Origin of the sequence: Rhizobium ecuadorense (assembly GCF_001187535.1) — a bacterium.
Taxonomy (GTDB): domain Bacteria; phylum Pseudomonadota; class Alphaproteobacteria; order Rhizobiales; family Rhizobiaceae; genus Rhizobium; species Rhizobium ecuadorense.
The window spans coordinates 1-377 of record NZ_LFIO01000217.1; the positions used below are offsets into that span (position 1 = coordinate 1).

At 63.9% G+C, this 377-nt stretch carries 1 protein-coding gene; it reads left to right on the forward strand.

Translation table 11 applies throughout. From position 1 onward, the window contains the following. Positions 1-377, forward strand: a 377-nt coding sequence (locus tag AF337_RS05610) for a zinc-binding dehydrogenase (protein ID WP_152970912.1), incomplete at both ends; no start/stop codon positions are given.

Here is a 377-nt window from a genome sequence, read left to right on the forward strand (position 1 = left end):
CGTGCATGCCGCCGGCGCGCCGATGTCGCTGCTCACCGCGTGGCAGTTCATGATCGAACTGAGGCACAACGAGCCCAATCCGCTTCAGCCGCATAGGCATCAGCCCGTGCCGCTCAAGGGCAAGACCGTGCTCGTCAACGGGGCCGCGGGCGGCGTCGGGCATTTCGCGGTGCAGATCGCCAAACTGAGAGGTGCTGATGTCATCGCCGTGGCATCGGGCAAGCATGAATCCCTTTTGCTCGAACTCGGCGCCAACGCATTCATCGATTACACCAGAACGCCACCCGAGAACGTCGCGCATGACATTGACCTTGTCATCGACGCGCTTGGCGGGCCGACATCAGGTCGCTTCCTGCGCACGCTGAAGCGCGGCGGCG